The sequence below is a fragment of the Synechococcus sp. MU1625 genome (genome assembly GCF_020514205.1).
In the GTDB taxonomy this organism is placed as follows: Bacteria; Cyanobacteriota; Cyanobacteriia; order PCC-6307; family Cyanobiaceae; genus Parasynechococcus.
In genome coordinates this window covers 46,730-68,800 of sequence record NZ_VTLA01000002.1, presented here as the reverse complement: position 1 = coordinate 68,800, position 22,071 = coordinate 46,730, and the positions used below count along the sequence as shown (strand labels likewise).

Genomic DNA, 22,071 nt, shown 5'->3' with positions numbered 1-22,071 from the left:
TTGCCGCTTCTTCCATGACCCTGCGCGTTGCGATCAATGGATTCGGCCGGATCGGTCGCAATGTTCTGCGGGGTTGGATCAGCCGTGGCGCTGATACCGGCCTGGAAATCGTGGGAATGAACTCCACCTCCGACCCTGCCACCAGCGCTCACCTGCTGACCTACGACTCCATCCTTGGGCGTCTGGACCCTTCCGTGGACATCAAGACCACGGACACCTCGATGTTCGTCAACGGCAAGGAGATCAAGTTCTTCGCTGACCGCAATCCCCTCAACTGCCCCTGGAAAGAGTGGGGCGTTGACCTGGTGATCGAGTCCACCGGTGTGTTCAACACCGATGAGAAGGCCAGCATGCACATCCAGGCTGGTGCCAAAAAGGTGATCCTCACCGCTCCTGGCAAGGGTGACGGCGTCGGCACCTTCGTGGTGGGCGTTAACGACGACCAGTACCGCCACGAAGACTGGGACATTCTCAGCAACGCCAGCTGCACCACCAACTGCCTGGCTCCGATCGTCAAAGTTCTCGATCAGAACTTCGGCATGGAGTGGGGTCTGATGACCACCATTCACAGCTACACCGGTGACCAGCGAATTCTCGACAACAGCCACCGCGACTTACGCCGTGCCCGTGCTGCTGCCCTGAATATGGTTCCCACCACAACGGGTGCTGCCAAGGCTGTCGCCCTGGTTTATCCCGAAGTGAAGGGCAGGCTCACCGGCTTCGCCATGCGCGTTCCCACCCCGAACGTGTCGGCTGTTGACCTCACCTTTGGAACATCGAAGGGAGCTTCCGTTGAGCAAGTGAAAGCCGTGATGAAGGAGGCTTCTGAGAACGGCATGAAGGGGATCATCAAGTACAGCGACCTGCCCCTGGTCTCCACCGACTACGCCGGCACCAACGAGTCCACCATCTTCGATGCCGACCTCACCTATGCCATGGGTGACAAGGCGGTGAAGATCCTGGCCTGGTACGACAACGAGTGGGGCTACAGCCAGCGTGTTGTTGACCTCGCCGAGGTGGTCGCCAAGAACTGGAAGTGATCGTCAGCTGATCGCTTTTTTCATCCCTCCCGCCAGGGGGGGATTTTTTTTGTTCAGGTGCCTCCGCTTAGGGCAGGTCAGTCAGGGCTGGCTGAAGTGATCAAATCCGCCTGCGTCCACGCGCTCATGGTTGTGGGCCCAGCGGATGATGCCCGCTTCTTCATTGATCTGGCCGAAGCGTCGGCTGTTGGGGATGCATTGCTCCCAGACGTTGGCCCAGGCCTCGGGAAGGCTCAGCACCAGCTCAAAATCCTCCCCTCCGGAGAGGCACCAATCCGTCCATTGAGGCCCCTCAGGCCAGCCTTCGGCCATCGGCAGCCGATCGTTCCAGAGGAGTGCCCCACAGCCGCTGCTGCTGCAGAGTCCTGCGACGGCTGACAGAAGTCCATCGCTGCTGTCGGTGCCCCCGGCCCGCCAGGGCAGATGCTGCGGTTTGCAGGCCAGCAGCTGGTGGACGTCGTCCAGCCGAGGTGCCGGTCGCCGGTGTCTAGCGATCGCTGTGTCCTGCAAGGTCGCTGTCAGAGCGATGTCACGGACGCTGGGGTCGTTTTGCAGCAGGGCGAGGCCCAGCCGGCTCAGACCATGGGGACCACTGCTGACGAGCACATCACCGGGGCGGGCAGCGTTGCGATGGAGGCGCAGTGGTCCGAGACGGCCGAGGGCTGTGATCGAGAGCAGCCTTTGCTCCCCCTTAGAGCAGTCACCGCCCAGCAGGATGCCGCCGTACTGCTCCAATGCGGCACTGATGCCCTCGTACACCCCGTCCACCCAGTCCCAGCGGGTGAGACCTGGGGCAACAAGAGCCACCGTGATTCCCTCGACTTCGACGGCACCACTTGCTGCCAGGTCGGACAGATTGGCGGCAACGGCGCGCCAACCAACGTCCATTGCGCTCGTGGTTGCATCACTGAAATGGATGCCGTCCACAAGAACGTCCGTGTTGATCAACAGGGGCCTGGCGTCGGAGGCCAGGGCCGCCGTGTCGTCACTGAGCTGATCGGGCGGAGCGAAGCGTGCCAGCCGCCTGAGCAGCTCCGCCTCACTCAGCTCCGCCAGGGTTGGGCTCATGCGTGGGCTTTGAGCTGCTCCGCTCCCTCGATCACCTTCACGGAAGTGATCGTGTCATCGGTGCCCAATTCCTCGAGAACATCGAATCCATCCACCACATAGCCAAAGGCTGCATTACGGCCATCCACGAGGTTCAGACCAGCAGGGGTGAGCTCCGCCTCGTAGAGAAACATGAAGAACTGCGAGGATCCGTCGTCGAGGGCCTGGTCTGAATGGGCCCAGCCAAGGGTGCCCAGGGTCGCGAACGGGAGGGTCGGCGTCGCCTTGAACAGGCCCACGTCCTCAAAGGTTTCGTTGTAGATCGTGTCGTCTTCGCCGGGCACCCGGATCTCCAGGGGCACATGCCGTTCCTGCTTTGTCTTCGGATCGACGTAGCCGATCTCCGTTCCTTCCGGATCACCACTCTGGAGCACGTAGAAATCTTCGGCCCGGATGAAGGGCAGTCCGTCGTAGAAGCCCTTGAGGGCGAGATCGACGAAAGCACCTGCCGTGAGAGGGGCGTTGAAGCCATCCACCACGGTGGTCAGCTCGCCTTGGGTGGTGCTCACGCTGAGGGTGGCCCTCCCTTGCAGCCGCGGCAGGGCATCGAATTCTGCGGGGATGTCCCGTTCAAACCCGTCGGGCACGAGCAATGCCTCTACATCACCGATGAAGCGCAGCGTTTGGCGTCGATCGGCGATGAAGCCCGGTTTATCGGTGGCTTTGACCTTCTCTTTCAGGTCTTCCAGACCCTGATCCACACTCTGAAAAAGTGTTTCGGCTTTGCCGCGCTTGGCGTCCGGGACCGCGCTCAGGATGGTGTCGCGACGGGTGTTGAGCAGCGCTTCACTGCGGGACACCGTCTTGCCGAGGGCCGACCAGCGTTTGGCCCGCAGATCGTCACTGGTGAGTTCCAGTCGATGCTGCAGTTCACGAATGTCGTCCTGATCGAACGGAAGCGCGTCCCGGAGAATTGCGGCAGGGTCTTTCACGGCATTGCCCTGGGGCAAGGAGGCCCAGCAGGCAGGGGCAGCAATGCTGATCAGCGCGAAGCTGATCAGGGCAGCAAGGACGGCGTTCAAACGCTGATGGACCAAGGGGGAACCCCAGTGCTGACGCGACTTTGGCACAGCCGTATAGTCCGATGAACCGTTCGGTGGGAATGATCTCCAGTAACGACTTCCGCACCGGCACCACGATTGAAATCGATGGGGCCGTCTGGCGCGTGGTCGAGTTCTTGCACGTCAAGCCCGGCAAGGGATCTGCCTTTGTGCGCACGAAGCTCAAGGCGGTGAAGTCCGGCAACGTGGTGGAGAAAACCTTCCGCGCTGGGGAAATGCTTCCCCAGGCGATGTTGGAGAAATCGTCCCTTCAGCACACCTATATGGAAGGTGAGGACTACGTCTTCATGGACATGTCTACCTATGAGGAGACCCGCCTCAGTGCCAATCAGATCGGGGAAAGCCGTAAATATCTCAAGGAGGGCATGGAGGTGAACGTGGTGTCCTGGAACGACACCCCCCTCGAGGTTGAACTCCCCAACTCCGTTGTCCTTGAGATCAAAGAAACTGATCCTGGGGTCAAAGGCGATACAGCCACAGGTGGCACCAAGCCCGCCATCCTTGAGACGGGTGCTCAAGTGATGGTTCCGCTCTTTCTTTCTGTGGGAGAAAAGATCAAAGTGGACACCCGCAACGACAGTTACCTCGGCCGCGAAAACGGATGACCATGCAGCTGGATCACGAACAACTGCACCGCCTGCTGGAGGCGCTCGGGGAGAGCGACATCCAGGAATTCCGGTTGGAGGGCGATGATTTCCGTCTGGAAATTCGTCGCAACCTGCCAGCCCAAACCGTGATGGCACCGGTGATGCCCGCTCCCGTCGCGGCAGCGGCGCCCGTTGCTGCCTCAGCAGAGCCTGCGTCCGCGCCGCCTGCGTCCACCGCAACTCGGAGTGACCTGCTCGAGGTGACGGCCCCCATGGTGGGCACCTTCTACCGAGCGCCCGCACCAGGAGAGCCTCCCTTCGTCGAAGTGGGAACTCGCATCAACGTCGGTCAGGCCGTTTGCATCCTTGAAGCGATGAAGCTGATGAACGAGCTGGAGTCGGAGGTCGGCGGTGAAGTTGTCGAGATCCTGGTCGACAACGGCACCCCTGTTGAATTCGGGCAGGTTCTGATGCGGGTCAAGCCGGTCTGAGTTCAGCTCAGATCCCAGGCGGCCCTGATCGCTGCGATGGTGCTGTCAGGGCTCGCGACTCCTTCGGCTGCGATGTCGAAGGCGGTGCCATGGTCGGGAGAGGTGCGCAGGAAGGGCAATTCCAAGGTGGTGTTCACCGCTGCATCGAAAGCCAGCAGCTTCACTGGAATGAGTCCCTGGTCGTGATACAGAGCCAGGATGCCGTCAGGTCCAGGTTGGTTCGGGGTTTGCCAGGCGTGAGCTGCACTGATCCAGCAGGTGTCGGGAGGCACTGGACCCTCTAGGTCCACTTGAGGATGCTCGGCTCGCCATTGATCCAGCAGTGGCGTTAGCCAGTCGGCTTCTTCGTGGCCCAGCTGACCTGCTTCGCCGGCATGGGGATTCAGCCCGGCAATGCGCAGATGTGGTGTTGTCGTGAAGCGTCGACAGAAGCCGTGCAGCACATTCAGTTTGTGGTGAACAAGGTCTGGTGTCAGCGCCTGAGGAATTTGGCTGAGGGGGATGTGGGTGGTGGCCAGCAGGGTGTTCAGGCGCCAGCCGCTGGTTGGAGAGACGGCGGTGAACAGCATCGAGGAGCGTTGGCGTCCAGCCAACTCAGCCAGCCGTTCGGTCTGCCCGGGATAGCGATGGCCGGCCGCATGCCAGAGGTGTTTGGCGATGGGGGCGGTGACCAGGGCGCGGGACCCCCGTTCCTGCAGCAGTTCGACGGCGCGGGTCAGCCAGCGAAACCCCGCATCGGCTCCGCTGGTGGTGGGTTGTCCGGGATGGACGATGTCCACCAAAGGTTGGTCGTCGATCCTGAGCGTTGTGGGGTCGGCGAGGGGTCGGCTCGATTGCTCTATCAATCGCGCATGGGTTCGGATCAGACTGCGTCTGCAACCGACCAATAGTGGTTGGAGCTCTTGGGGGACCTCAGGTGACGCGAGGGCCTTGAGCACTACTTCCATGCCGATGCCCGCGGGATCGCCGAGAGCGATCACCAGCTCATGCCTAGGGTTCGTGGAATCGTGGGGGCCCATCGCTGTGCTGCGCTTGCTGCTGCTGGGGTGTCTGTTGGTGGGATTGGCCTCTGGCCTGAGCAATGGCTGGATCGAACTGCATCTCTCTCGTTTTCTTGAGGATGTGGGGCTTTCCCTGCCTGAGGAAGGCGAGGGCTTCGATTTCAACCGTTGGCTGATTGAGGGGGAGAACGCAGGTCAGACGGATTGAGTGTGTCCTGATTCAGGCAATCCTGCAGCCCAACGCGGTAGTTCGGATGCAACAACGGATAACCGAGTTTTTGGCAGAGCCTGTGATTGCTGACGCGGCGGTTCTCGCTCCAGAATGACTGCGCCATCGGGCTCATGCTGTCCACGATCTGATCGAACTGCTCCAGCGGTGGCAACTCACAGTCCAACAGTGAGGCGGCATGCCTTAGGAGATCGGATGTGGCGGCGGGTAGGTCATCCACCACATTCACCACGGTCCCAGCCAGGGTTGGCAGAGGTCCCTGCTCGGCGCGATGCATCAGATGCCAGCAAGCCCCTGCGATGTCTTCCACATGGATGCGGCAGAACACTTGTCCGGGCTTTTCGATCAAGCGCGCGCGTGCTTGCTGCAATCCGTTGAGAACCGACCGGCCCGGGCCGTAGATGCCCGGCAGCCGCAGAATCTGGATCGGTAGACCGGAGCGCTGCCAGGCGGCTTCGCAATTCAGGCGGCGGATGCTGCGGTCCAGCGCTGGAGCTGGAGCGTCCTCCTCCGACACCCAGCCACCCTGGCGATCGCCGTAGACCCCTGTGGTGGAGAGATACCCCGCCCATCGCAGTGGCAGGCTCCTCAGCGTTGCAAGCAGTTTGGACAACACCGGATCGTTTCCTTCGCGATCCGGTGGGATGGTGCACAGCAGATGGGTGACGCCCTCCAAGGCAGCGGGGTCGAGATGCTCCTGACCGTTGCTGTCGAAGAGCAAATCAGCCTCTTCGGAGTCGAGCGAGCGGCGGGTGCAGAGCACCTGCGTCCCCATGGAGCGGGCGAGCTGGGCCAGACAACGTCCGCTGTACCCACCGCCAAGCACCAGCAGCTTGGCGTCAGCTGCCAGTGGTTGCGATTGCTTGACAAGATCGGCCAGCATCAGTACACCTGTATTAGATCAAATGTACTGTTGTGACGTCGTCGTCCTTGCATCGCTCGCGCTCCAGGGGCATTGTCCTCCGGGCCATCCTGACGGCAGCCCTTCTTGCCAGTGCGGTGGCTCTGGCCCCTGAAGACCCGAGTGTTCAGGCCTCCATCTGCGAGCGGCATCACTCCTCTGATGTCTGCCGTGTCTGGTGAGCCTCAGGCGGCTTGGGCAGCGATGGGGAGATCGTCAGGCTCGCTGACAGGCTGATCCGGTTGGGCCCATTGGAGCAGGCGCAGGGCCAGCCTGAGGTCGCCATCCATCCAGGCGCGAATCGCCATGGCGCGGCGTGGGTCATAGAAGCGTTGTCGCCGGTACCAGTCGAAAACATCTGCGTCAGACTTGCGTCCATTGCAGGACAAGCAGGCAGGTACACAGTTTTCGGTGACACTCAATCCACCCTTGGCTCGTGGATGAATGTGATCAATTGATTCAGAAGGTTTGCCGCAATAAATGCAACTTTTACCGGTAAAAGTGTGAAGCGACTGTCGCCATCTTCGGACGCGCAATTTGGGACAGAGTTCGTCGAGAAAAACCGCGTCCCTGTTATGCATCCGAATGCATCGGTTGTCGTGATTCTGCCGTGAACGAAAAGCCAGTCAATGTGTCGAGCGCTGCACTTTCGAAGGTTTCTTCGCCTGTGATGTGAATCTTGATTTCAAGGCTTGCACGCCGATCTGAGTTCACTAAAGTGATTGTTTGTGGGGGCCTGTTGGTGCCGCCAAAACCCACATCGACGTGTTATCTGGATCTCTCTCCAGCAGGTCTGATCCGCGTGATCAGTCCGTTCGATGCGGTGACCCAGTCTCAGTTGCGTCGGATCAAGCCCCGGGGGCGATGGAACGGTCCAGGCCATGGCTGGGATTTCCCCTTGGCGTCTGCCGATGCGCTTCAACAGGCCTTGGGACGGCGTTTTCCCATTACCTCCGCACTGCAGGAGTGGCTCGACTGGTGTCAGCACCCCCTGCCACCCCTGCCACCGCACCGGACGTTGGTGGCTTCAGCGGATCTCGACGAAGCCCTTCAGGATGGTCGTCGCCCCCTGCGCCATCAACGCTCCGGAGCCCGTTGGCTCCTGGCCCGTCGCGGTGCCGTTCTGGCGGATGAAATGGGTCTGGGAAAAACTCTCACAGCCCTTCTGGCGGCCCGCGCCTTGATGCGCTGTGCCGAGGTGCGCTTGCTTGTGGTGGCTCCCGTCGGGCTGCATCCCCACTGGCGCCGGGAATCAGAGGCCCTTGGGGTTGGTCTTGAGTTGGTGAGTTGGGCCCGGCTTCCCGACAACCTGCCGCCGGCGGGAACGCTCTTGGTGGTGGATGAAGCCCATTACGCCCAGTCTCTTCAGGCGCAGCGCACGGCTGCTTTGCTGCGTCTAGCGCGTCATCCCCGTCTGCGGGCGATCTGGATGCTCACGGGAACGCCGATGAAGAACGGTCGCCCTTCCCAGTTGTATCCCTTGCTCGCTGCCATGGACCATCCGATTGCGCGGGATCAGCGACGGTTCGAGGAGCGTTATTGCCAGGGTCACTGGAGGGAGAGTCGATCCGGGAAACGCTGGCAGGCGTCCGGTGCTAGTCAATTGGAGGAGCTGCGGCGTCTGAGTCGCCCGCTGATCTTGCATCGCCGCAAGCAGCAGGTCGTGGACCTGCCTCCCAAGCAGCGACGTCTTCACCCTGTGGATCTGTCGGAGGGTGAGCGCACGGGCTTTGATCATCGTGTCGGTCTGGTGCTGGATGATTACCGGCGTCGAGCCCGTCTCGGGGAGGTTCGACGGGATGCCGAGCCCCTGGCTTTGCTCACCTCCATGCGCCAGATCGCAGCGGAATTCAAATTGCCGGCGGCCCAGCACCTGGTGGAGTCATTGCGTCGGCAAGGGGAGGCGGTGGTGCTGTTCAGTGGCTTTGTGGCCCCGTTGCAGCTGTTGCAGCAAACCATCGGGGGGGAGTTGTTGACCGGTCGCCAACGGCCTGCCGAACGCCAGGTGAGTGTGGATCGGTTTCAGCAGGGTCAAAACGATTGCTTGCTGGCCACCTTCGGCACCGGTGCCCTTGGCTTCACCCTGCACCGTGCCCGACATGTGGTGTTGTTGGAACGCCCCTGGACGCCAGGCGACCTCGAACAAGCGGAAGACCGCTGTCATCGTCTCGGCATGGGGGATGGCCTCACCTGCCATTGGCTACAGCTCGGCGCAGCGGATCAGCTGGTGGATGGTTTGCTGGCCAGCAAGGCGGAACGGATTGAGGTGTTGTTGGGGCCTCGCCGGTTGACGCTGCAACGTCAATCACTCCCAGCCATGGTGCGTGACTGTTTGCAGGTGGTCTGACGCACCTGGAGTTCGTGCAGCAACATCGGATCGACTGGCTGACTGGAGCGGTTGAGCAGCGACAGCGCCACGTCGACGTCATTGCAAGCTCTGGCTTGATCGCCAAGCAGAGTGAAGACAAGCGCGCGGTCCCGATGCAAATCGGCTTGATCTGGCGTCTGGACGATGGCCTCATCGCAGCGTTCGACCATCAGTTTCAGGTCATCCATCTGGAAGTCTCCCAGGCAACTGGTCACCAGTGGTGTGGGGGCATTAACAGGCTTCGATGGTTGTTTTGCTTGGCATCCACCAAGCAGCACTCCAGATAGCAGAGTCAGAACCAGAACCACTGAGGGATCAGTAGCTGTAGCGCGTGGTGTCGTCGGCGCTTTCGGCGACTGATGAGGAGTTTCCAAGGGTGGCGGCGGTGGCTGGTTGTGTGTTCCCGCCGAACAGATCACCAAGGAACTGGCCACAGTCGGGGAAATTGCCGGGGTCCTTGACGACGGCTTCCGTAATCATGACCGAGGCGTGCTCTGGAGATGTCTTGAACACGCTGCTGCCCTGGCGCTTGATCAAGGCATAGGCGGCATTCCAGCTGACCTTGTGGTCGTTGCCGCTGGAACGCATGTAGCAATAAATCTTGGCGCCCTTCTCGTCTGTGGCTTCTGCTGCTTGCAAGGCGGGGCTGACGCTGCCAAACGCACCGATCAGGGCCGCGGTGCACAGAACCAGCGATGACCTGATGGGAGCCATGACAACGGTTGTGAGTTGCCTCAAGGTATCGATCAGCCTCCTGTTGTCGAGGGCACGATCAGTCGCACCACTAAGGGCAGCACCAGCAGCACTGTGATTAGCCGAACAGCGTGGAGGGCGGCCACCGCGGCACCGACGCCGAATTCCGCACCGACAAGGCTCATGCCACTGATGCCCCCCGGCGCTGCTCCGAGCAAGGCCACGATTGGATCAATGCCAAGCAAGCGGCTGGTCCAGAGTCCCACCACGATTCCCGTCAGCACCAGCGCCAGGGTGATCAGAACCGCTGGTTTCCACAGGAGTTGCAGTTGACTCAGGGATGCCCGCGTCAGGCCAGTACCGATCACGGTGCCGATGCCGATCTCAAGAACCGTGCGCGTTCCCGTTGGCCAGGTCGCTGTCTCCAGTTGACCGCTCATGCTGACGATGCCAGCACCCAGCAGGGCTCCCGCCAGGGGTGCAGCGGGAATGCCGCTGAGTAGAGCCAGCAGTCCGATGGCGGTTCCAGCCAGTAAATACAGCGCCAGCGTTGCCAATGGTGGCATCGGTCTCGATCGCGTCATGTCTGCTTGATCTTGAGACAGCGGCGCTCCTGTGTTGTTATCAGCGCAACCGCCAGGTTTCGAAGATGACGTCCTCCGTGTCCTTTCGGATCACCCGCACAGCGGAAGATCTCGCTCAAACCATCACTGCCTTGTCGCAGCGTTTGGTGAAATTGGAACAGCGTCAGGAAGCGCTTGAGCTTCAGCTGCGCCAGCAGCAGAAGGAGCTGAATGCTGTCCCTGACGAAGAGATTTCCACCCTGGAGGGTGTGGAAGCCCTGTTGCGTGAAACGCGTGAGCTGTTGGACAGCACCGCTCCTGTGGCGGAAGCCTCCATGCCGGAGGAGGCATTCCAGAACGACTCCTGGGGTCATGAGGATGGCTCAGATGTGACCCGCGATGTCGCATAGGGGTGGCACCCGGTGCCAAAATAAAAAGAAAGGCAACTATGGCCATCACCATCCCTGCCTCCAATGCTTGCGCTTCTCGCACCTTGCACGGCATGACCATTTGGACCCGGTCAGGCTTCGTTGAAGGTGGCCATCAGCTCGAGAAGCTGGAATTTGCTCTGGCTCTTGCTGAAGCGCGCGGCGATCAAGTCCGCTGTCGTCAACTTCGCGATCGGATTGCCGATCTTGGGGGCAACGCTGAAGAACCTGGTACTTGACTCTGAGGCCAACGGCACCAGTGGCTGTTAGTCGGCAATGATGCTGATCGACGATGGAATGGTCTGAATATCAATCAGAGCTAATATTTTGTTGATAAGGGAACTCGAACGTTGACCCTGACACTCACAAAAACAAAACATTCCGAGACGACTCAACAACGTCAAAATCACGAATCAGCGGCTCAAGCTTTGTTCGTCAAAGCACGAGAGTGCGCTGAAGATGGCCGAATGAATGAAGCGGGTTCTTTCATTCTGCAAGCTTTGGGCCACGAACGTCGTGCTGGATGCGCTGGACCACAAGTCCTTCAATTAATCAAGCCTCGTTCTTGAGATTCACTTGGAATTCGTTGAAGCGGATGACCGGATTCGAACCGGCGACGTTCAGCTTGGGAAGCTGACATTCTACCACTGAATTACATCCGCAATGAGGCGAGATCGCTCTCGCCACCTGTGTTCTAGCCAAGCGCAGTAGAAGCTGCAGCGACACCTGCACCCATGCTGCCTTTGTGCAGCCCCAGCGATTGAAGGGTGGCTTCAATCGCAGCGACGGCGGTTAGCACATCCCTGTCGCAGACATAGCCGAGATGCCCGATTCGGAACACCTTCCCTTTCAGGTGGTCTTGACCACCAGCCAAAAGAATGTCGAATTTTTCCTTCACGGCTTTGCGCAACTGTTCGGCGTCAATGCCTTCGGGGGCCACCGCGGTGATGGCCGGGCTGCCGCAACCCTCAGCAGCAAAGAGGGGCAGGCCCATTGCCTTCATGCCGGCTTGGGCGGCGGCGCGATGGCGGGCGTGCCGGGCAAAGATCGCCTCCAGCCCCTCCTTCTGCATGATCTCCAGGGCTGCTTCCAGGCCGAAATAGAGATTCACCGCGGGGGTGAAGGGGTTGCTGTCTTGCGCCGCTGTTTTCCGGTAGGGGCCCAGGTCCAGATAGAACTTGGGCAGATTGGAGCGCTCGTAGGCCTCCCAGGCCCGTGCGCTCATGGCCACAAAACTCAGGCCAGGCGGGAGCATGTAACCCTTCTGCGCGCCTGAGGCCACCACATCCAGCCCCCAGTCGTCCATGGGGACGTTGGTGGCACCGAGGCTGGTGACGCAGTCCGCCAGGGTCAGGGCCGTGCCGTGCGCCTTCACGTGACGGGCAATGCTCTCCAGATCGTTGATCACCCCCGTTGAGGTTTCCGAGTGGGTGAGGATCACGGCCTTGATCGCTTTGGCGCTGTCGGCTTCCAAAGCCGAGCGGAAGGCCTCTGGGTCGAGGGGCTGGCCCCATTCCGCTTTGATCACCTCCATGTCCAGTCCGTAGGCGCGGGCCACCTTGACCCAGCGTTCCCCGAACTTGCCGTTGTCGCCGCAGAGCACCTTGTCTCCGCGGCTGAGGGTGTTGATGATTCCCGCTTCCATGGCAGCTGTTCCACTGCCGGTGATCACCAGCACATCGCTGGTGGTCTGATGCAGCCACTTCAGCTGTTCAGTCGTGCGCCGCACGATGGCCTGGAATTCCCCGCTGCGGTGGCCAATGGGGTGTCGACCCATGGCCTTCAGCACCGTTTCCGGCACCGGCGTGGGGCCCGGAATCATCAGGGTGAGCTTGTCCTGCATGGCGCGGGGGATGCCAATCGGCGACTCTAGAAAACAGCTTGTCCAGTCCCATCGCCCCCTCCAGCCCAGGATTGACCTTGCCGGTGTGGGTGGCGGGGGCGGCCAAGGCAGCCCTGAAGGTGTTGCTTGGCGAGGCGTTTGATCCGGAACAGCAGTTGTGCCAGGGGCCAGATCAACCGTCGCTGCAGGTGCCTGTCTGCTCTGCGGCTCCCTTGGCGACTGATCAAGCCTTGGGGATCAGCCGCTGTGATCCTGGGCCTGGTCTGGATCTGACGCGGGATCTTGAGATCTGGGTGCGGGTGGCCTGGATCAGCGCATCTCAGCCGATGCTTGATCTGCAGGCAGGAGAAGGTGTTGGCCGCGTCGGTCCTGCGGGAGAGGCTTGTTTGTCAGGCTTCGCCCGTGAGCTGTTGGAGCGGAATCTGCTGCCCCTGTTGCCGCCCGGTCGGGGCCTAGTGGTGCAGCCGATTCTTCCGCTGGGTCGTGCCCTGGCCCAACGCACCAGCAATGCCGCGTTTGGGGTGGTGGATGGCTTGGCGTTGATCGGCACACAAGCGGAGGTGCAGCGCAGCGCGGCTCCGGATCAGCTGCAGCAGGTGCTTGCTGATCTGGGGACGCTCGCTTCGGATCCGTCCTTTCAGGGACGCATCGTGTTGGTGATTGGTGAGAACGGCTTGGACCTCGCCCGCCAGCGGGGTCTGGGGCCCTTGCTCAAGGTGGGGAACTGGCTGGGACCGGTGCTGGTGGCCGCGGCGGAAGCCGGTGTTCGCGATCTGCTGCTGCTCGGTTACCACGGCAAGTTGATCAAGTTGGCTGGCGGCATCTTTCACACCCATCACCATCTGGCGGATGGCCGTCTGGAAGTGTTGGTGTCGCTGGGGCTGGATATCGGCCTGTCTGCAGACCAGTTGTTGCAACTGCGTGGTGCCGCCTCCGTTGAGGAGGCCTTCCAGGCTCTGGGTGCTGATCAATCCAGAGCGCTCGGGCAGCATCTGGCCGCGATGGTGGAGCGGCGCAGTCAGTCCTATGTCGCTCGCTACGGCGACTGGTCAATGCGGATCGGTGCTGCTCTGTTCGACCGGAGCCGGACCCTGCGCTGGTGGGGACCGGAGGGGGAGAAGCGCTTCTTTACGCTGAGGGATTGACGCTCGTCTAAGAGCGGTACTTATCAGGATCGATGTCCCAGCCCTCGTCCGACGGTCAGCGTCAGCCGGCCATCGTCATCCTTGATTTCGGCTCCCAGTATTCGGAGTTGATTGCCCGGCGCGTGCGCGAGACCGAAGTGTTCTCGGTGGTGTTGGGCTACAGCACCTCGGCGGAGGAACTGCGCCGGATGCAACCGAAGGGGATCATCCTCAGCGGTGGCCCCAGTTCCGTTTATGCGGAACACGCGCCGCTCTGTGATCCCGGCATCTGGGATCTGGGCATTCCTGTGATGGGGGTTTGCTATGGGATGCAGCTGATGGTGCAGCAGCTCGGTGGCGTTGTGGAGGCCGCCACGGGCAAGGCTGAATATGGGAAGGCGCCCCTTGAGGTGGATGACCCGACGGATCTGCTCACCAATGTCGACAACGGATCGACGATGTGGATGAGTCATGGCGACTCGGTGAAAGCCCTTCCAGAGGGGTTTGTGCGTTTGGCGCACACGGCCAACACCCCTGAAGCGGCGGTGGCGCATTTGCAACGCAAGCTCTATGGGGTGCAATTCCACCCCGAGGTGGTGCATTCCACCTGCGGCATGGCCCTGATCCGCAATTTTGTTTATCACGTTTGCGGCTGTGATCCGGATTGGACCACGGCGGCCTTCATCGATGAGGCCGTTGGCCTGGTGCGGGAGCAGGTGGGCGATAAGCGCGTGCTGTTGGCGCTCTCCGGTGGGGTCGATTCATCAACCCTCGCCTTTCTGCTCAAGAAGGCGATCGGTGATCAGCTCACTTGCATGTTCATCGATCAGGGATTCATGCGCAAAGGCGAGCCGGAATTTCTGATGGACTTTTTCGACCGCAAGTTCAATATCCATGTGGAGTACATCAATGCTCGACAGCGGTTCATCAGCAAGCTCAACGGCATCACCGATCCAGAGGAGAAACGCAAAATCATCGGCACCGAGTTCATCCGGGTCTTCGAAGAGGAGAGCAAGCGGCTCGGACCCTTTGATTACCTGGCCCAGGGAACGCTGTATCCCGATGTGATTGAAAGCGCAGGCACCAACGTCGATCCCAAGACTGGCGAGCGGGTGGCCGTGAAGATCAAGAGCCATCACAACGTGGGCGGTCTTCCCAAGGATCTTCGGTTCAAGTTGGTGGAGCCTTTGCGCAAACTTTTCAAAGATGAAGTGCGCAAGGTGGGGCGCAGCCTCGGCCTGCCTGAAGAGATCGTGCGCCGCCATCCTTTCCCTGGCCCTGGACTGGCGATTCGCATCCTCGGTGAAGTCACCGACGAGAAGCTCAATTGTCTGCGTGATGCGGATCTGATCGTGCGCGAGGAAATTAAGGAAGCTGGTCTCTATCACGACATCTGGCAGGCCTTTGCGGTACTGCTGCCGGTGCGGTCTGTCGGGGTGATGGGCGACAAACGCACCTATGCCTGGCCCATCGTTCTGCGCTGTGTCTCCAGCGAAGACGGCATGACCGCCGATTGGTCGCGTCTTCCCTACGACCTGATGGAGACCATCTCTAATCGGATCGTGAATGAGGTGAAGGGGGTGAACCGGGTGGTGCTCGACATCACCAGCAAGCCCCCCGGCACGATTGAGTGGGAGTGATGGCGTGGGATTGGTTGCGGCCCAAGCCGGGTCGCATTTTTTTGATTGGTCACAACAAGTGCGGCACGCGGTCGTTCCACAAGCTTTTGCGGCAGAACGGCTACAGCTCGATCCACTACGACAAGGGGCGCCTGGCCCGTCGGATCCAGGCCAATTTCACCTTTTCCAAGCCTCTGCTGGATGGCGTGGATGGCTACTGCGGGTACACCGATATGGAGCTCTGTGGTGAGTTCTACGCCTACCGTCTGTTCCCTCTGTTGGACTTGCAGTACCCAGGCTCCTGCTTCATTTACAACACGCGTGATGTGAGCCGCTGGGTGGACTCCCGCATGAACCACCGCAAGGGCATGTACGCCATTGACTACTTGGATCGGATGCGTCGGGCCTTCGACGATCCCTCCTTGACGCTGGAGGACTTGCGCCAGCACTGGGAAGAGGCTTGGCAGCGCCATGATCTCGACCTGAAGCGTTATTTCGCCGGACGCAGCAACTTCTTCGCCTTCAACATCAGCGTGCCCTCGGAGCAGGCTGACCTTTGCCGTTTTCTGCGGCGTCGTGGTTACCGGATCCGCGGCAAGGTGTTGCCCCATGCCGGGGCGAGATCCTCTCCGTCAACAGGTTGATCCACGGCTGGCGACGGCCCTGCATCGCCGATACCTTGGGCCACCGGCCTTTGGGACATGACGGCGACACAACAGCAGGACGTTCAGCTGCAGCGCCGCTTGCAGCAGGACAGCATTCAGCTGGGTGGCCGCACGATTTATTTGAACCCGTTTCTCTATTGGCGGCGGTTCGACAGCAACACCGATCGCTGGCTGCGGGAACCCGGTCAGCTGACCGAGGATCAAATCACGACCAACCGCAGCCGTTTTTACCCCGAACTCGACTGGGGTCAGCTGGATGATCACGGCATCGATGTCCACGATGGCGCCGTTGAGATGTTCCTCAAGAGTCTGGAGTTGATCAGCACCTTCCATCCCGAGCTGGGTTCCGGGCAGATGCTCGAAGTGGAACGCAAGATGACGATCACCAAGAAGCGGGCCTTCGAGCGCTGGGTGGATAAGGCGATCCGGCGGCGTCAGCGGGATCAGACCCGAGAGCATCGGCGCTTTGAGCGAAGCCGCTTCTGGCGCGCCTGGCGCGAGTGGATCCTGCTGGACACCACCCAGAAAGCACTGGTGCCTCTGGTGATGCTGATGGTGCTGAGTGGGGTGTTGGGCTGGTCTCTGGCGGCGAACCGTTCCGCTTGTCCGACATTGGCCCTTCCTTCGGGACAGACTGGGGTCCGTTGATCTGGCCCCATGGCCGCTGATTCCAGCTCCGAAAACCCGCTCGACCAGTTGCGTCTGTCGCTGATGCAAGACGTGCTTCCCGTGGGGCTGGCCGTGCTGGAACGGGCCCGGCAGGGCGGCCCCGGCAAGGTGGTGGAGGTGTTCACTGCGGGGTCGGAGGACCCCATCGCCGAGCTGCGCCAGGAGGGTGAGCCCGTGGCGCGTGATGTTCGAGAGCAGCTGGATGCTGTGAGCCCCGGGCTGGGCAACCCGGTGATGCCTGTCTCGGTTTCCGTCGATGAACCGGAAACGGTCAATGAACGCCAGGATGACCCCGACGACTTGATGCCGACCCTGCGGCGGATTGAAGAGCGTCTTGAGGAGTTGCGCCGTCGCTTGCCAGCGCAGCAGGGATGACCCGTTCCGCACAGCAGCGGCAGACCGGTCTGCGTCAGCAACCCCTCGTGCTGCTGACGCTGGTGCTGCTGTTCTGCAGCGCCATGGTCGGTCGCTTGGTGTGGATGCAGCTGCTGGAGGGGTCGCGCTTCCGCGAATTGGCGGATGAAAACCGGATCCGTCTCGTGCCCCGCTCGCCCATCCGCGGTCGCTTGCTCGATCGCAAAGGGCGGGTGCTGGCCACAAGCAAGCTCACCTATTCCCTGTATCTCGAGCCGCGTCTAGTCAGCGATGCCGACTGGCCTGATCTGCGTGATCGCCTGGCACGTTTGCTTAATTTGAAGCCTGATCTGCTGGATCAGCGCCGTCAGAAGGGTCTGGATCGGGATGGTTACCGCACCACTCTGGCCCTGGATCTCAAGCCGGAACAGGTGCTGCGGTTCCAGGAACAGGCCTTGGGACTGCGGGGCGCCCAGGTGGATGTCGACATCCTGCGGGCCTATCCCCATGGAACCCTGGCAGCCCACGCCCTCGGTTACACCCAGCCGATCACGGAAAACGAATTCGAGATCTTGGCGGAGAAGGACTACAAGATCCGCGACCGCATTGGTCGCACCGGAGTTGAAGCGGCCTACGAGAGCCATCTGCGTGGCAAGTGGGGCGGTCAGATGTTGGAGGTGAATGCCATGGGAGAGGTGCAGCGCAACCTGGGCGATCGACCCTCCGAAGCGGGAGAGGATCTGGTGCTCACCCTCGACCTGGATCTGCAGCGCGTGGCGGAGCAGGCTCTGGCGGATAAGCCCGGTGGCGCTGTGGTGGCGCTTGAGGCCGCGACGGGTGCAGTGCTGGCCCTGGCTAGTCGTCCCAGTTTTGATCCGAACTTTTTCTCCAAGCTGATCACCACCCAGAAGGAGTACGACGCCCTCTTCTCCAATCCGAAGAAACCGTTGCTCTCCAGGGCCATGAATCCCTATGACCCCGGCAGCACCTGGAAGCCGGTGACGGCGATGGCCGGTATGGAGTCCGGCAAATTCCCGGCCGACACCAAGTTGCACACCACGGCCTGCATCACCTACGGCGGCCACTGCTTCCCCGATCACAACGGCGCTGGGTTCGGCCACATCGGGTATGCCGATGCCCTGCGCTTTTCCAGCAACACCTTCTTCTATCAAGTAGGGGTTGGGGTTGGCTCCAAGGCCCTGAAACAAGCGGCTGATCAGCTCGGCTTTCAGCAGAAGACCGGCATTGAGATCGGTTGGGAAGAGAGCGTTGGGCTGGTTGGGGATGAAGACTGGGCGGCTCGAGGCCGCGGCTGGACTGATCCCGGCACCAGCCCCTGGATCCCTGAAGACATGGCCAGCGCTTCCATCGGTCAGTCAGTGGTGCAGATCACACCCCTGCAACTGGCTCGTGCTTACGCCGTGTTCGCTAACGGCGGCTGGCTCGTGACACCGCACCTTGCGGCCGGTGACATCGACTGGATGAGCCCCGAGCATCGCTCCAAGGTGGCGATTCATCCGTCCACGTTGCAGACGATCCGTGAGGGGTTGCGCAAAGTGGTGGAGGCCGGAACCGGTGCCGGCCTCAATGGTCCTGGCATTCCTCCGGCGGCCGGCAAAACTGGAACGGCCGAGGACAGCACTGGAGGCCCTGATCACGCCTGGTTCGGCTGCTTTGCCCCCTATCCGGACGGCAAGATTGTGGTGGTGGCCTTTGCCCAGAACACCCCTGGCGGTGGATCCGTTCACGCCCTGCCGATGGCCAAGAAGGTGCTGGCTGAGTGGGAGAGGACCCGTCAGCGTTAGGCAGCGGTGAGTTGGGCTGTTGACAGCACACTGCGGTAGTAAGTCCGCAGTTGCTCGGTGGCACCAGCCCAGCCCCAGCGCTCCGCTTCTTCACGGGCTGCATTGCGCAGGGCCTGGCGTTCCAGATCGTTCCCCAGCAGGCGACGGGTGGCTTCGATCAGACTGGCCGCGCCGCCATCCGCACCGTCGGGCTCATACAGGCAGCCGTTGACGCCGTCGGTAATGATGTCGGGGATTCCGCCACGGTTGGCGCCGACCACGGGACAACCGGCGGCCATGGCTTCCAGCAGCACCAGGCCCAATGTCTCCGTGCTGGAGGGGAACAGAAACGCATCGCCGCTGGCGTAGGCCCCGGCCAGTTCTTCCCCGGCGAGGTAACCGACGAAGGTGGTGGCGGTTCCTTCGAAGTGTTTTTCGAGTTGCTGGCGGTGGGGACCATCCCCAACCAGGGCGAGGCGTGCTTCGGGAAGGGCTTCCAGCACCGGTCGGATCCGTTCGATCTGCTTTTCCGCTGACAAGCGGCCCACATAGAGCAGCAGGGCACCGCGATCGTCATGGCCACCCAGAAGCCGTTGGCGCAGTCCCGAACTGCGCAGTTCGGGACGGAACAGCTCCGTGTCCACGCCCCGTTGCCAGAGATCGGTGTGCTGAATGCCCTTGTCACTCAGTTCCTTCACCATCGCGGTGGAGGTGCATAGGTTCAGCAGGGCTTGGTTGTGGGCGGCCTTGAGCATTTCCCACAGGAGCGGCTCCAGCATCCCCAAGCCGTAATACTCCAGATATTTGGGCAGGTGGGTGTGATAACTGGCGACCAGGGGAATGTTTTTGTTCTTGGCGAGCCAGATGCCACCGAGGCCCAGCACTGCTGGGTTCACCACATGGATCAGATCGGGTTGAAATTCATCGATCGCTTCCGAAACCGCTGGGCGAGGTAACGCCAGTTTGAGTTCGGGATAGAGAGGAAGCGGCATCGCCGGAACGCCGATCAGCCGCGCTCCCATGTACTCATCCGGACAACCTTCCGGGCAGAAGACCACCACCTCATCGCCGGCTTCCACCAGATGCTTCACCGTTTTGGTGAGACGGGTGACGATGCCATCGACCTTCGGCAGGAAGGTTTCGGTGAAGAAGGCGACTTTCAAGGATGAAGCTTGTTCAGGATGCGGAGCCGATGGCCTGGGCTTGAGTTTTGGTCCAGGCGGATGTGCAGAGGATGCGGTTGCGGTCGCAACGGTCGGCGTAGCGGGTTGCGATCTCCACCACTTCCTTCAGCAAACCGTCGTCGAGGGTGGTGGGGTTGAGGCCCAGCTCGATGAAACAGCGGTTGTCAACGATCAGATCGTTCTCCACAGCCTCGTTGCGGGGGTTGGGCAGGTTGTTCACCTGAGCACCAGTGAGAGCAGCCACCTTGTTGGCCAATTCGCCCACCTGATGGCTTTCGGTCATCTGGTTGAAGATCTTCACCCGCTCGCCATGTTCCGGAGGGTTCTCCAGCGCCAGCTGGACGCAGCGCACGGAATCGCGGATGTGGATGAAAGCGCGCGTCTGGCCTCCCGTGCCGTGAACGGTGAGCGGATAGCCGATGGCGGCTTGCATCAGGAAGCGGTTAAGCACGGTGCCGTAGTCACCGTCGTAATCGAAGCGATTGGTCAGCCGCGGGTCGCGGTCGGTGGCGTCGGTGTTTGTTCCCCAGACGATGCCCTGGTGCAGGTCGGTGATGCGGACCTTGTCGTTTTTGTTGTAGTAGAGGAACAGCAGCTGATCGAGCGTCTTGGTCATGTGATAAACGCTGCCTGGGCTTGCCGGGTGGAGGATCTCCTCCTCGAAGCGGCTGCCGTCGGGCTGGGGCACTTCCACCTTCAGGTAGCCCTCAGGGATGGTGGCGCCGCGGTGGGAGCCATAGCCATAGACGCCCATGGTGCCGAGGTGCACCACATGAATTTCTTGACCGCTTTCAACGATGGCGGCCAGCAGGTTATGGGTGCCGTTGACGTTGTTATCAACCGTGTAGCGCTTGGTGGCGCTGCTCTTCATGGAGTAAGGCGCGGCCCGCTGTTCAGCGAAGTGGACCACAGAATCTGGCCGTTCTTCCAGCAGTAGATCCAGCAGGCGTTGGTACTCATGGGCGATGTCCATGTGGACAAAGCGCATCGGCTTGCCGCCGGTTTCTTCCCAGGCTTTAAGGCGCTCACCGATGCTCACGATTGGCGTCAGCGACTCAACTTCAAGGTCGATATCGATCTTGCGACGGCTGAGGTTGTCGACGATCAGAACCTCGTGGCCCTGATCCGCCAGGTTCACCGCACAGGGCCAGCCGCAGAAGCCGTCACCGCCGAGAACGAGAACTTTCACCCCAAACTCCTTCTGGAACGAGCGTGACGCTCACTCCTGGCAAGCTACTACAGGGATTTCAGCGTGGACCGTCTCAGCTGATGGCGACGGTCACTGCCACCATGCCGGCCACGAGCAATCCACCGGTCACCAGCATCATCATCGAGCTGCGGTTGCGGCTCTGGCTGGTGGCAACATCCATCACCTCCATGCGTGGCTCCTTGGCGAATGCATTGAGACGACCGCCGTCTTCCGTGGTGACCGACATGGGTCTGATGCGACTGGTCGGACCTTATGAGTCCAATTGCTTATTGCCTGGCTTTGTGAAGCAGGCTTCACCTCACTTCACGTCTCTTTATCTCATGGTGCCGACTGCACGATGCCTGTGGTCGGTGAGCTGGCGGAGGCCTGGTCCCGCCGCGGCAAGCGTCCGGAGCGGTGGGCGGTCCGCCCCGCGAGCACTGCCTGACCCATGGCCTCGGCCATCGCTGGAGGGTCTCCGGCCATGGCGATAGCGCTGTTGACCAGGACGGCATCGGCTCCCATCTCCAGGGCCTGCGCCGCTTCGCTGGGCACGCCAATGCCTGCGTCAACCACCACTGGAACACGGGCGTTTTCGATGATCAATCCGATGTTTGCGGCGTTGTTTAGGCCCTGGCCCGAGCCGATCGGAGAGCCCAGGGGCATCACCGTGGCGCACCCGACCTCCTCCAGGCGTTTGGCCAGCAAGGGATCCGCATTGATGTAAGGCAGCACCGTGAAGCCTTCCTTCACCAGGCGTTCTGCGGCTTGTAAGGTGCCGATCGGATCGGGCAGAAGATGCCGGGTGTCGGGAATGACCTCCAGCTTGACGAAGCTGTTCTCGTCCTGACCCGCCAGCTTGGCCAGTTCCCGTCCAAGCCTGGCGACACGCACCGCTTCCTCCGCATCGGTGCAGCCCGCGGTGTTGGGCAGCATCCAGATTCGGTTCCAATCGATGGCTTCCATCAGGCCCTCATGGCCTGCGGCCACAGCCTGAACCCGTCGAACAGCCACCGTGACCATGTCGCAGCCGGATCGCTCGATGCTCTGCTTCATCAAGGCCATTGATGGATATTTGCCGGTGCCCGTGAACAGACGGCTGTTGAACTGACGCCCGCCAATGGTGAGGGGGTCGGATGTGGGGGAGGGCAAATCCATTACGCGCGTGAGC

27 protein-coding genes and 1 tRNA gene are annotated in these 22,071 nt (G+C 61.2%); 14 read left to right on the top strand and 14 right to left on the bottom strand.

Features of this window, described 5'->3' with window-relative positions:
• Positions 1-14: 14 nt before the first annotated feature.
• Positions 15-1,040: a type I glyceraldehyde-3-phosphate dehydrogenase gene (gap, locus tag FZX13_RS06275; protein ID WP_115024731.1), complete on the top strand. Its 1,026-nt coding sequence runs from the start codon at positions 15-17 to the stop codon at positions 1,038-1,040.
• A gap of 81 nt (positions 1,041-1,121) precedes the next feature.
• Here the strand turns inward: gap and thiL are convergent, their stop codons facing one another.
• The gene (gene thiL / locus FZX13_RS06270) at positions 1,122-2,108 is read right to left on the bottom strand and encodes a thiamine-phosphate kinase (RefSeq protein WP_226408498.1); all 987 of its coding nucleotides are present in this window, start codon (positions 2,106-2,108) and stop codon (positions 1,122-1,124) included.
• Positions 2,105-3,184, bottom strand: coding sequence for a peptidylprolyl isomerase (locus FZX13_RS06265; protein WP_226408496.1), 1,080 nt, complete (start codon positions 3,182-3,184; stop codon positions 2,105-2,107). The genes thiL and FZX13_RS06265 overlap by 4 nt, the downstream gene beginning before the upstream one ends.
• Positions 3,185-3,249: 65 nt before the next feature.
• Between FZX13_RS06265 and efp the strand changes: the two genes are divergently transcribed.
• Together efp and accB are read left to right on the top strand one after the other, a co-directional pair.
• Positions 3,250-3,813 (top strand): elongation factor P, encoded by a 564-nt coding sequence (gene efp, locus FZX13_RS06260; RefSeq protein ID WP_226408815.1) that lies wholly within the window; start codon positions 3,250-3,252, stop codon positions 3,811-3,813.
• Entirely contained in the window at positions 3,810-4,286 is a 477-nt protein-coding gene (gene accB / locus FZX13_RS06255) for an acetyl-CoA carboxylase biotin carboxyl carrier protein (protein ID WP_115024734.1), read from the top strand. Before efp ends, accB begins: the two co-directional genes overlap by 4 nt.
• Before the next feature lie 2 nt (positions 4,287-4,288).
• Here the strand turns inward: accB and pdxA are convergent, their stop codons facing one another.
• Complete coding sequence (pdxA, locus tag FZX13_RS06250; protein ID WP_226408494.1) at positions 4,289-5,305, bottom strand: 4-hydroxythreonine-4-phosphate dehydrogenase PdxA; 1,017 nt, start codon at positions 5,303-5,305, stop codon at positions 4,289-4,291.
• Between pdxA and FZX13_RS06245 the strand changes: the two genes are divergently transcribed.
• The gene (locus FZX13_RS06245) at positions 5,286-5,495 is read left to right on the top strand and encodes a hypothetical protein (RefSeq protein WP_226408492.1); all 210 of its coding nucleotides are present in this window, start codon (positions 5,286-5,288) and stop codon (positions 5,493-5,495) included. The genes pdxA and FZX13_RS06245 overlap by 20 nt on opposite strands.
• Here the strand turns inward: FZX13_RS06245 and FZX13_RS06240 are convergent.
• Positions 5,449-6,399 carry an SDR family oxidoreductase gene (locus FZX13_RS06240; protein ID WP_226408490.1) on the bottom strand — a complete coding sequence of 317 codons (951 nt, stop codon included), beginning with the start codon at positions 6,397-6,399 and terminating at the stop codon, positions 5,449-5,451. The two genes, FZX13_RS06245 and FZX13_RS06240, sit on opposite strands and share 47 nt — an antisense overlap.
• 32 nt (positions 6,400-6,431) lie before the next feature.
• On the opposite strand from FZX13_RS06240, the gene FZX13_RS06235 reads away from it, so the two are divergent.
• Complete coding sequence (locus FZX13_RS06235; protein WP_170951219.1) at positions 6,432-6,599, top strand: hypothetical protein; 168 nt, start codon at positions 6,432-6,434, stop codon at positions 6,597-6,599.
• 3 nt (positions 6,600-6,602) lie between these two features.
• On the opposite strand, the gene FZX13_RS06230 is transcribed toward FZX13_RS06235, so the two are convergent.
• Entirely contained in the window at positions 6,603-6,998 is a 396-nt protein-coding gene (locus FZX13_RS06230; RefSeq protein ID WP_115024739.1) for an HNH endonuclease, read from the bottom strand.
• A 215-nt stretch (positions 6,999-7,213) separates the two neighbouring features.
• On the opposite strand from FZX13_RS06230, the gene FZX13_RS06225 reads away from it, so the two are divergent.
• Positions 7,214-8,764, top strand: coding sequence for a DEAD/DEAH box helicase (locus tag FZX13_RS06225; RefSeq protein WP_226408813.1), 1,551 nt, complete (start codon positions 7,214-7,216; stop codon positions 8,762-8,764).
• Here FZX13_RS06225 and FZX13_RS06220 read toward each other — a convergent pair.
• The 3 genes from FZX13_RS06220 to FZX13_RS06210 all read right to left on the bottom strand — a co-directional run bounded on the left by FZX13_RS06220 (position 8,719) and on the right by FZX13_RS06210 (position 10,044).
• Positions 8,719-9,000 carry a hypothetical protein gene (locus tag FZX13_RS06220; protein WP_226408488.1) on the bottom strand — a complete coding sequence of 94 codons (282 nt, stop codon included), beginning with the start codon at positions 8,998-9,000 and terminating at the stop codon, positions 8,719-8,721. The genes FZX13_RS06225 and FZX13_RS06220 overlap by 46 nt on opposite strands.
• 100 nt (positions 9,001-9,100) lie before the next feature.
• Positions 9,101-9,499: a DUF6554 family protein gene (locus FZX13_RS06215; protein ID WP_226408486.1), complete on the bottom strand. Its 399-nt coding sequence runs from the start codon at positions 9,497-9,499 to the stop codon at positions 9,101-9,103.
• A 32-nt stretch (positions 9,500-9,531) separates the two neighbouring features.
• Positions 9,532-10,044, bottom strand: a complete 513-nt coding sequence (locus tag FZX13_RS06210) for an AbrB family transcriptional regulator (RefSeq protein ID WP_226408484.1) — start codon at positions 10,042-10,044, stop codon at positions 9,532-9,534.
• A gap of 83 nt (positions 10,045-10,127) precedes the next feature.
• Here FZX13_RS06210 and FZX13_RS06205 point away from each other — a divergent pair, with 83 nt between their 5' ends.
• A complete protein-coding gene (locus FZX13_RS06205) occupies positions 10,128-10,451 on the top strand; it encodes a chemotaxis protein (protein WP_226408481.1) in 324 nt (107 codons plus the stop codon).
• Between the two features lie 38 nt (positions 10,452-10,489).
• The gene (locus tag FZX13_RS06200; protein ID WP_226408480.1) at positions 10,490-10,708 is read left to right on the top strand and encodes a hypothetical protein; all 219 of its coding nucleotides are present in this window, start codon (positions 10,490-10,492) and stop codon (positions 10,706-10,708) included.
• Between the two features lie 351 nt (positions 10,709-11,059).
• On the opposite strand, the gene FZX13_RS06190 is transcribed toward FZX13_RS06200, so the two are convergent.
• Together FZX13_RS06190 and FZX13_RS06185 are read right to left on the bottom strand one after the other, a co-directional pair.
• Positions 11,060-11,131, bottom strand: a tRNA-Gly gene (locus FZX13_RS06190).
• Positions 11,132-11,163: 32 nt separating this feature from the next.
• Positions 11,164-12,312, bottom strand: coding sequence for an alanine--glyoxylate aminotransferase family protein (locus tag FZX13_RS06185; RefSeq protein ID WP_226408478.1), 1,149 nt, complete (start codon positions 12,310-12,312; stop codon positions 11,164-11,166).
• 38 nt (positions 12,313-12,350) lie between these two features.
• Here FZX13_RS06185 and cbiD point away from each other — a divergent pair, with 38 nt between their 5' ends.
• Genes cbiD through mrdA form a run of 6 tightly spaced genes read left to right on the top strand, consistent with a single transcriptional unit; the run spans position 12,351 to position 18,548 of the window.
• Positions 12,351-13,457 (top strand): cobalt-precorrin-5B (C(1))-methyltransferase CbiD, encoded by a 1,107-nt coding sequence (cbiD, locus tag FZX13_RS06180; protein ID WP_226408476.1) that lies wholly within the window; start codon positions 12,351-12,353, stop codon positions 13,455-13,457.
• Between the two features lie 32 nt (positions 13,458-13,489).
• A complete protein-coding gene (guaA, locus tag FZX13_RS06175) occupies positions 13,490-15,076 on the top strand; it encodes a glutamine-hydrolyzing GMP synthase (protein WP_115094678.1) in 1,587 nt (528 codons plus the stop codon).
• Positions 15,076-15,699, top strand: a complete 624-nt coding sequence (locus FZX13_RS06170; protein ID WP_226408474.1) for a sulfotransferase — start codon at positions 15,076-15,078, stop codon at positions 15,697-15,699. Before guaA ends, FZX13_RS06170 begins: the two co-directional genes overlap by 1 nt.
• Positions 15,700-15,756: 57 nt before the next feature.
• A complete protein-coding gene (locus FZX13_RS06165; RefSeq protein WP_226408472.1) occupies positions 15,757-16,368 on the top strand; it encodes a hypothetical protein in 612 nt (203 codons plus the stop codon).
• Between the two features lie 9 nt (positions 16,369-16,377).
• Entirely contained in the window at positions 16,378-16,764 is a 387-nt protein-coding gene (locus FZX13_RS06160; RefSeq protein ID WP_226408470.1) for a hypothetical protein, read from the top strand.
• On the top strand, positions 16,761-18,548 hold the full coding sequence (mrdA, locus tag FZX13_RS06155) for a penicillin-binding protein 2 (protein WP_226408468.1): 1,788 nt from the start codon (positions 16,761-16,763) through the stop codon (positions 18,546-18,548). The genes FZX13_RS06160 and mrdA overlap by 4 nt, the downstream gene beginning before the upstream one ends.
• On the opposite strand, the gene FZX13_RS06150 is transcribed toward mrdA, so the two are convergent.
• The 4 genes from FZX13_RS06150 to FZX13_RS06135 all read right to left on the bottom strand — a co-directional run bounded on the left by FZX13_RS06150 (position 18,545) and on the right by FZX13_RS06135 (position 22,058).
• Complete coding sequence (locus FZX13_RS06150) at positions 18,545-19,690, bottom strand: glycosyltransferase family 1 protein (protein ID WP_226408466.1); 1,146 nt, start codon at positions 19,688-19,690, stop codon at positions 18,545-18,547. The genes mrdA and FZX13_RS06150 overlap by 4 nt on opposite strands.
• Before the next feature lie 13 nt (positions 19,691-19,703).
• Positions 19,704-20,900: an NAD-dependent epimerase/dehydratase family protein gene (locus FZX13_RS06145; RefSeq protein WP_226408464.1), complete on the bottom strand. Its 1,197-nt coding sequence runs from the start codon at positions 20,898-20,900 to the stop codon at positions 19,704-19,706.
• 73 nt (positions 20,901-20,973) lie between these two features.
• Positions 20,974-21,147: a photosystem II assembly protein Psb34 gene (gene psb34, locus FZX13_RS06140; RefSeq protein ID WP_115094672.1), complete on the bottom strand. Its 174-nt coding sequence runs from the start codon at positions 21,145-21,147 to the stop codon at positions 20,974-20,976.
• Between the two features lie 92 nt (positions 21,148-21,239).
• Complete coding sequence (locus tag FZX13_RS06135; RefSeq protein ID WP_226408462.1) at positions 21,240-22,058, bottom strand: thiazole synthase; 819 nt, start codon at positions 22,056-22,058, stop codon at positions 21,240-21,242.
• Positions 22,059-22,071: the final 13 nt, after the last annotated feature.